8 protein-coding genes are annotated in these 6,721 nt (G+C 70.8%); 4 read left to right on the top strand and 4 right to left on the bottom strand.

Annotated elements, in window-relative coordinates; translation table 11 throughout:
* Nucleotides 1–115: 115 nt before the first annotated feature.
* The 3 genes from AC3XYG_RS39390 to AC3XYG_RS39380 all read right to left on the bottom strand — a co-directional run bounded on the left by AC3XYG_RS39390 (nt 116) and on the right by AC3XYG_RS39380 (nt 2,415).
* On the bottom strand, nt 116–667 hold the full coding sequence (locus AC3XYG_RS39390) for a bactofilin family protein (RefSeq protein WP_489145368.1): 552 nt from the start codon (nt 665–667) through the stop codon (nt 116–118).
* A gap of 278 nt (nt 668–945) precedes the next feature.
* Nucleotides 946–1,644 (bottom strand): EI24 domain-containing protein, encoded by a 699-nt coding sequence (locus tag AC3XYG_RS39385; RefSeq protein WP_489145367.1) that lies wholly within the window; start codon nt 1,642–1,644, stop codon nt 946–948.
* Nucleotides 1,645–1,707: 63 nt separating this feature from the next.
* Entirely contained in the window at nt 1,708–2,415 is a 708-nt protein-coding gene (locus tag AC3XYG_RS39380; RefSeq protein WP_489145366.1) for an ArsR/SmtB family transcription factor, read from the bottom strand.
* 166 nt (nt 2,416–2,581) lie between these two features.
* On the opposite strand from AC3XYG_RS39380, the gene AC3XYG_RS39375 reads away from it, so the two are divergent.
* A complete protein-coding gene (locus tag AC3XYG_RS39375) occupies nt 2,582–3,571 on the top strand; it encodes an adenosine kinase (protein WP_489145365.1) in 990 nt (329 codons plus the stop codon).
* A gap of 146 nt (nt 3,572–3,717) precedes the next feature.
* Nucleotides 3,718–4,155: a hypothetical protein gene (locus AC3XYG_RS39370; protein ID WP_489145364.1), complete on the top strand. Its 438-nt coding sequence runs from the start codon at nt 3,718–3,720 to the stop codon at nt 4,153–4,155.
* 9 nt (nt 4,156–4,164) lie between these two features.
* Here the strand turns inward: AC3XYG_RS39370 and AC3XYG_RS39365 are convergent, their stop codons facing one another.
* Nucleotides 4,165–5,457 carry a class I SAM-dependent RNA methyltransferase gene (locus AC3XYG_RS39365; protein WP_489145363.1) on the bottom strand — a complete coding sequence of 431 codons (1,293 nt, stop codon included), beginning with the start codon at nt 5,455–5,457 and terminating at the stop codon, nt 4,165–4,167.
* 163 nt (nt 5,458–5,620) lie between these two features.
* Between AC3XYG_RS39365 and AC3XYG_RS39360 the strand changes: the two genes are divergently transcribed.
* Together AC3XYG_RS39360 and AC3XYG_RS39355 are read left to right on the top strand one after the other, a co-directional pair.
* A complete protein-coding gene (locus tag AC3XYG_RS39360) occupies nt 5,621–6,220 on the top strand; it encodes a YIP1 family protein (protein WP_489145362.1) in 600 nt (199 codons plus the stop codon).
* 18 nt (nt 6,221–6,238) lie between these two features.
* A partial coding sequence (locus tag AC3XYG_RS39355; protein ID WP_489145361.1) for an SOS response-associated peptidase occupies nt 6,239–6,721 on the top strand: 483 nt, incomplete at its 3' end.

Raw genomic sequence — 6,721 nt, 5'->3', positions numbered from 1 at the left:
CATCCCAGCCTGCGGCCGAGTCGCGTCGGATCATGCGCCCCGAGCCAATCCCCAAAACGAAAACGGCCGGGTTGCCCCGGCCGTCGTCGTCTGAGTCGTCGGATGGAAGCGGGGCTCAGGCCTCGCTGCCGGCCTCGGTCTTGTCGTCGAACAGCGGCGTCGGCGCCGGCTGCGGCGCGGCGGCCGCCGGGGTCTCGCCGCGGACGGTGTCGCCGCCCAGCGGCTGCAGCGTGCCGATCAGCTTGCCGCCGGTCTCGACCTGCAACTCGCCATACTTCACGGTGCCGGTGACCACGCCGGTGGCGCGCAGGCGCAGCAGGCCGGACACCGACAGGTCGCCCTCGAAGCGGCCGGCGATGTCGCCGTCCTGGATCTCGGCCGAGCCCTTGAACACGCCCTGCTCGGCGATCTCGATGGTCTGGCAGTCCTTGATCCGCGCTTCGATCCGGCCCTCGACCACCAGGTGGTCGCAGGCGGTGATCTCACCGGCCAGCGAGATTTCGCTGCCGACGATCAGTTTGCGCGGCGATTCGCGGCCGGTCGGTCCCGCCGTCGGCTCGGCCGTCGGTCGGCGCACGCCGCCGATCGCCCCAGCCCCGGTGCCGGGCAGGTCGATCCGGCGCGGCAGCTCGGTCTTGTAGCTGGTGGCGGGTTTGGCGGTGGACATGGGCTCTCCTTGAGGCGCGATCGGGGCGGCGGGCCGGACGGACGTTTCCGTGGCGGCGGCGGTGTGACCTGGCCGTTAGGCGCCGCCGTCCGATCCTCCGCCAGCGGGGTTACGTCGACGAAACACGCGGGTGTCCCCCTGCTTGTTGTGATGCCGGAAGTCGATACCCCATCAGCGATGGGCGCGGGACTGTAGCACGGATGGTTGGCGGGCGATCAACCCGCCACGGCCCTGCCCGTTCCCCTTAAGGGGGCAATTGTGACTGAATTACAGCGAATTCATCCGGCGCCGCGGGCGACCGGCCGGCCCGACCCGGCCGGCACGGCGCGGTGGAAGACATGGGTGACGAAGGCGGCGCCCAGCACCGGCACGACCAAGTTGACGATCGGAATCATCAGGATCACCGCCAGCACCAGCCCGGCGGCGATGAAGCGGCCCCGGCGCTCGCGCCACAACGCCTGCATCGCAGCCGGCTCCATCCGCCGCGCCGCCACCAGCTCGAAATATTCACGGCCGAGCAGGTAGCCGTTGACCGCCCAGAACACCAGCAGGTTCACCCCCGGCACGATCAGGACGATGCCGACCGCGACCAGGTTGAACGCCACCAGCACGACGAAGAAGCGGGCGGCGCCCCACATCACCTCGCCGAGCCCCTGCCGCCGCGGCGGCGGCAGGGCCGGATAGTGCCGTGCCTCGACCGCATCGGCGACACTGTCCAGGAACAGCCCGGCCACCAGCCCGACGATGGCGGGGAACAGCAGGATGCCCAGCGCCAGCACGGCGACGCCGCCCAGCACGTCCAGCGTGGTGTCGATCCAGGACCAGTTGGCGATCTGCACCTGGGCCAGGCCCCAGCCGGCCAGGCCGGGCAGGGTCAGCACCAGGGCGATGGTGGCGGCAAAGCTGATCCACAGCACCCGGCGGATCGCCGGATCGTCCGTCATCTGGTGGAAGGCGAGGCGCAGGGCGTTCGGCATCGGGGCTCGGGGGCTGGTGTCGCGCGCTTCACCTGGGGCTGCGGCGACTTTCGTGCAAGATCTTCAGGCGGCCGCGGGTTCGGCCTCCGGCATCAGGATGCCGGGCCCGAACAGCCGCGCCAGCGCCGCCCGACCCTCCTCGGTCAGCGCCACGGCCCGGCTGTCGCGTTCGCGCCGGATCCAGCCCTGGTCGAGGAAGCGGTCGGCGATGGCGGCGCCCAGCGCCCCGGCCAGATGCGGCCGCCGCTCGCTCCAATCCTGGCATTGCCGGGTGATGGCGCGGCGGCTGTCGCGCAGCCGCGCGACATCGATGCCGAGCGCCGCGAACCAGGCCGGGCCGGCCTCGGACAGGGCGAAGCCGTGATCGTCCGCCTGCAGCACGCCCCGGTCCACCAGCGCGCCGGTGACGGCGACCCCCAGCCGGCCGGCCAGGTGGTCGTAGCACATCCGGCCCTCGCGCAGCGGCGCAGGTACTTTGGTGCGGCCGGCCGGCGGCGGCGAGGCGAGGTTGATCATGGTCTCCAGCAAGGCCCCGACCTCCGGCCCGGCCAGCGCGTAATAGCGGTGCCGCCCCAGGCGCCGGACAATGACCAGCCCGGCCTGCTCCAACTTGGCCAGGTGACTGCTGGCGGTCTGCGGCGTCACCCGGGCGCGGAACGCCAGTTCGCCCGCCGGCAGCGCTTCGCCGCCAAACAGCGCGGACAGGATCAGCGCCCGGCTGGGGTCGCCGATCAGCGATGATAGTCCCGCGAGATCAAGGCCTTCCTTCATACTTCGATGGTGGTCGATCCGTTCCCGCCGGTCAAGCGCCGGCCCTGGATCCAGGGCGACCCGGGATGCGACTCGGCAGGTGGGGTGGTTGACTCGGGCGCGGCCGCAGCCTAGAGGGTCCAAGACCCCCCGCGGGTCGCCCCCTGGCCGCAAATCAGCGAGACCCATGAGCGCCCGCTACGACGCCACCTGCATCGGCAATGCCATTGTCGATGTCATCACCAAGAACGAAGAAACCTTCATCACCAAGCATGGCCTGGTGAAGGGGGCGATGACGCTGATCGATGCCGAACGGGCCGAGGCGCTGTATGCCGCCATGGGCCCGGGGCTCGAGGCCTCGGGCGGCTCCGCCGGCAACACCGCGGCGGGCTTGGCCTCGCTCGGCGGCAAGGCGGCCTTCATCGGCAAGGTGACAGGCGACCAGCTCGGCGCGGTCTACCGCCACGACATCCGCGCCGTCGGCGTCGATTTCGATTCGAAGCCGCTGGACCCGTCGGTGCCGGGCACGCCGCCGACGGCGCGCAGCCTGATCATCGTCACGCCGGATGCGCAGCGGACGATGAACACCTATCTCGGTGCCTGCGTCGAGCTGACGCCCGACGACGTCGACGAAGCGGTGATCTCCGACTCCCAGGTCACCTATCTCGAAGGCTATCTGTGGGATCGGCCGACGGCGAAGGACGCCTTCGTCAAGGCGGCCCAGGTTGCGCATGCCGCCGGCCGCAAGGTGTCGCTGACCCTGTCCGACAGCTTCTGCGTCGAACGGCACCGTGACAGCTTCCTGTCGCTGATCGACAGTCATGTCGACGTGCTCTTCGCCAATGAGGCGGAGATCAAGGCGCTGTACCAGGTCACCGATTTTGACACCGCCGTCGCCACGGTGCGCGGCCAGTGCGAAGTCGCGGTCGTCACCCGTGGCGAAAAGGGCTCGGTCGCCCTGACGGCGGGCGAGACCCATGTGATCGCCGCCGCCCCGATCATCCAGCTGGTCGACACGACTGGTGCCGGCGACCTCTACGCCTCGGGCTTCCTCTACGGCTTCACCCGCGGCTTCGGCCTGGCCGAATGCGGCCGGATCGGCAGCATTGCCGCGGCCGAGGTGATCAGCCATGTCGGCCCGCGGCCGCTGGTGCCGCTGGTCAAGCTGATCGGCTGAGGCTGGTTGAAACAACGTGATGCCGGGCCTCGCCCCGGCATCGCGCCAGGCCGGACGATGGACAAACCGCTTGTCCGATCCGTAATTATCCCTCGCGGCACATGAGGCATAGGGTCCGATCCGCACAAGGATCGCACCGCGCCGCCATGCACCAGCCCCTCACCAGCATCGTCCTGTGGGCGCCGATCGCCGCCCAGATCGTGCTGATCTGCGCGGCCAGCCTCCGGCCCCGTCTCATCGCCATGGCCGCGATGGCCTGCTCGGGCCTGACGGTGGCGACGATGCTCGTCGCTCTCGTGATGGCCGATCTGGCCTCGGTGCTGGCGGCCTTTGCCGCCACGATGGTGTTCGTCGTCGGAATCTGGCCCTTGGTGCTGGCGTTCCAGCGAAGCCCGCTGCCGCCGGAGGAGAAGGCAGCGGACGAGCTCGCCACCGGTGTTGCCCGCTTCCTCCATCAGCACCGCCTTCCGCTCACCGCCAGGCGGGTGCGGCATGCGGCGCGAGCCGTCGACCGGGCGACGGTGATCCGGCTGGACACCTGGCGCGACCGCAGCGACGGGCACAAGCAGTCCGGCCGGCTCTAGCCGATCCGCTCAGCGCCGGAACACCGCCACCGTTTCGAGATGGCTCGACCACAGGAACTGGTCGACCGGGGTCGCCCGCTCCAGCCGGTAGCCGCCATCGATCAGGATCCGGGCGTCGCGCGCCAGGCTGGACGGGTTGCAGGACACCGCGACCACCACCGGCACCGCCGAGGCGGCCAGCGCCTCCGCCTGGTCGCGCGCGCCGGCCCGCGGCGGGTCGAACACCACGGCGTCGAAGCCTTTCAGCTCCACCGCGGTCAGCGGCTGGCGGAACAGGTCGCGGCGCTGCGCGGTGATGCGCTCGCCGCGGCCGCCGCGCCGCGCCGCCGTGGCCAGTGCCTCGATCGCCAGGCCTTCGCCGTCGATCGCGGTGACATGGGCGCCGCCGGCCAGCGGCAACGCGAAAGTGCCGGCGCCGCAGAACAGGTCGGCGATCTTCTTGGCCGGGCCGACGCCGTCGCGCACCAGCCCAGTCAGCGCGGCCTCGCCCTCGGCGCTGGCCTGCAGGAAGCCGCCCGGCGGGATGGTGACCGGAATGCCGTCGAACCGGATCACCCCGGACCGGCGATGCGCCACCGGGTCGTTGAACTCGTCGGCGCCCCGCCAGGACAGCCGCGCCAGGTCGTGCGCCACGGCAAACGTCGCCAGCCCCTCGCGCATCGCCAGGTCGAGCTTGTTCTCGGCCACGACCACGAGGTCGATGCCGTCCTCCAGCAGCGTCACCGTGAGGTCGGCGCCGCCGTTCTGCGGCAGGATGCCGGCCAGCACGTCGCGCAGGGGCGGCAGTAGGGCGGTGATCTCCGGCCGCAGCACGACGCAGTCGGTCAGGTCGACGATCCGGCTCGACCCTGCCTCGTTGAAGCCCAGGAACACGCCCGACCCACCGCGCCGCGCGGCCAAGCTGGCCCGCCGCCGGCTGCGGGCCGGGGTTTCGACCAGTGTGGGGATCTCGGTCTCGATGCCCTGGCGGGACAGCGCGTTGACCAGCAGGTTGCGCTTCCATTCGGTGTAGACCGGCGCCGCCAGGTGCTGGACCTGGCAGCCGCCGCAAGGGCCGAAATGTGGGCAGGGCGGCTCGCGGTGGTTCGGGCCGGGCTCGACCAGCTCCAGGAATTCGCTGCGCCAGGCCTGGCCGTCCTGCCGGCCCAGCCGGGCGCGCACCCGGTCGCCCGGCGCGGCGTAGGGCACATAGATGCGCTGGCCGTCGACCGTGCCGACACCGTCGCCGCCGCCGCCCAGGCGCTCGATCACCAGTTCAATCTCACGCCGCGACCCGGGGGTCGCGGCTTTGGTCCGTCGCATGCGCTGTTTCATAGTGCCAAGGGAATGGCACGCGCCGGCCGGCCTTGCAAGGCGCGGTCTTGCATGCGACTCGCCGGAAGGGCCATATCCCTGGGATAGGGGTCCGGTCCTGCGGCCCCCTCGTCGTGGCGATGGGACCGCGGCGACGTGCTGGAGACGGGCCTTGGACCTTGCCGCTGTGGTCGGCCGCATGCGCGGCATGTTGTTGGAACCCGACGCCACGCTGGCCGCCCATGGCGTGCCGGCGCCGAACTGGCGGACCGTGCTGCGGGAACATGCCCTGCCTGTGCTGGTGCTGACCTCGATCGGCGACTTCCTGCTGTTGCTGGCGCTGCCCCTCTCGTCCGGGACCGGGGTCTCGATCGGGCTGATCGCGCTGCTCCTGATCGTCCGCCTGATCCTGAACCTCGCCGGCCTGTTCGTGATGGCGGCGATCATCCGCTTCTATGCCGGCATGTTCGGCGGCGCGGCCAGCTTCGACGCCGCCTTCGTGCTGGTGGCGCTGGCGATGACGCCGCTCTATGTCGCCGGGATGGTGGCGCCGGTGGTGCAACTGCTGTTCTCGGTCCCGGCAATGATGCTGTTGATCCTGCTCGCCCTCGGCTATGCCTTCACCATCCTCTATCGCGGCACCGGGCTGGTGCTGGCCGTGCCACAGCAGCATCGCGGCGCCCATTTCGGCCTGACCCTGGTGACGTTGGTGGTGCTGATGATGCTGGCCAGCCTGCTGTTGGGCCCCTATGTCGTGCCGATGCCGGGTTGAGGATGGGAGCCTGACGCCATGTGCGGAAGATTCGCCCTGAAACTGCCGCCGCAGGAGCTGGCCACAGTCTACGGCTCCGACGGCCCGATTCCGAATGTCCCGGCCCACTACAATGCGGCGCCGACGCAGGACCTCGCCGTGGTCCGGTTCAACGCCAAGATCGGCCGGCGCGCCATCGACCTGCTGCGCTGGGGCCTGGTGCCGAGCTGGGAGAAGGACCTCAAGGGCGGCGCCAAGCTGATCAACGCCCGGTCCGAGACGCTGGCCCAGCGGCGCAGCTTCGCCAAGGCGTTCCAGGCGCGGCGCTGCATCGTCCCGGCCGACGGCTTCTACGAATGGGCGCCGGACCGCACCCCGCATTTCGTCCGCCGCACGGATGGCCGGCCGATGAGCTTCGCCGGGCTGTGGGAGGGGTGGAAGGACCCTGAATCGGGCGAATGGGTCCGCACCTTCAGCATCGTCACCGCCGACGCGATCGAGCGGCTGCGGCCGATCCACCAC

Source organism: Inquilinus sp., from assembly GCF_057815775.1.
The sequence above is the reverse complement of the archived record's forward strand: the minus strand, read 5'-3'. Positions and strand labels throughout refer to the sequence as shown.

What these genes read in the sequence shown, in the direction of transcription:
- AC3XYG_RS39385 (WP_489145367.1), bottom strand. Translation starts at nt 1,644, where the DNA reads ATGCCGAACGCCCTGCGCCTCGCCTTCCACCAGATGACGGACGATCCG.
- AC3XYG_RS39390 (WP_489145368.1), bottom strand. Translation starts at nt 667, where the DNA reads ATGTCCACCGCCAAACCCGCCACCAGCTACAAGACCGAGCTGCCGCGC.
- AC3XYG_RS39380 (WP_489145366.1), bottom strand. Translation starts at nt 2,415, where the DNA reads ATGAAGGAAGGCCTTGATCTCGCGGGACTATCATCGCTGATCGGCGAC.
- AC3XYG_RS39375 (WP_489145365.1), top strand. Translation starts at nt 2,582, where the DNA reads ATGAGCGCCCGCTACGACGCCACCTGCATCGGCAATGCCATTGTCGAT.
- AC3XYG_RS39365 (WP_489145363.1), bottom strand. Translation starts at nt 5,457, where the DNA reads ATGCGACGGACCAAAGCCGCGACCCCCGGGTCGCGGCGTGAGATTGAA.
- AC3XYG_RS39370 (WP_489145364.1), top strand. Translation starts at nt 3,718, where the DNA reads ATGCACCAGCCCCTCACCAGCATCGTCCTGTGGGCGCCGATCGCCGCC.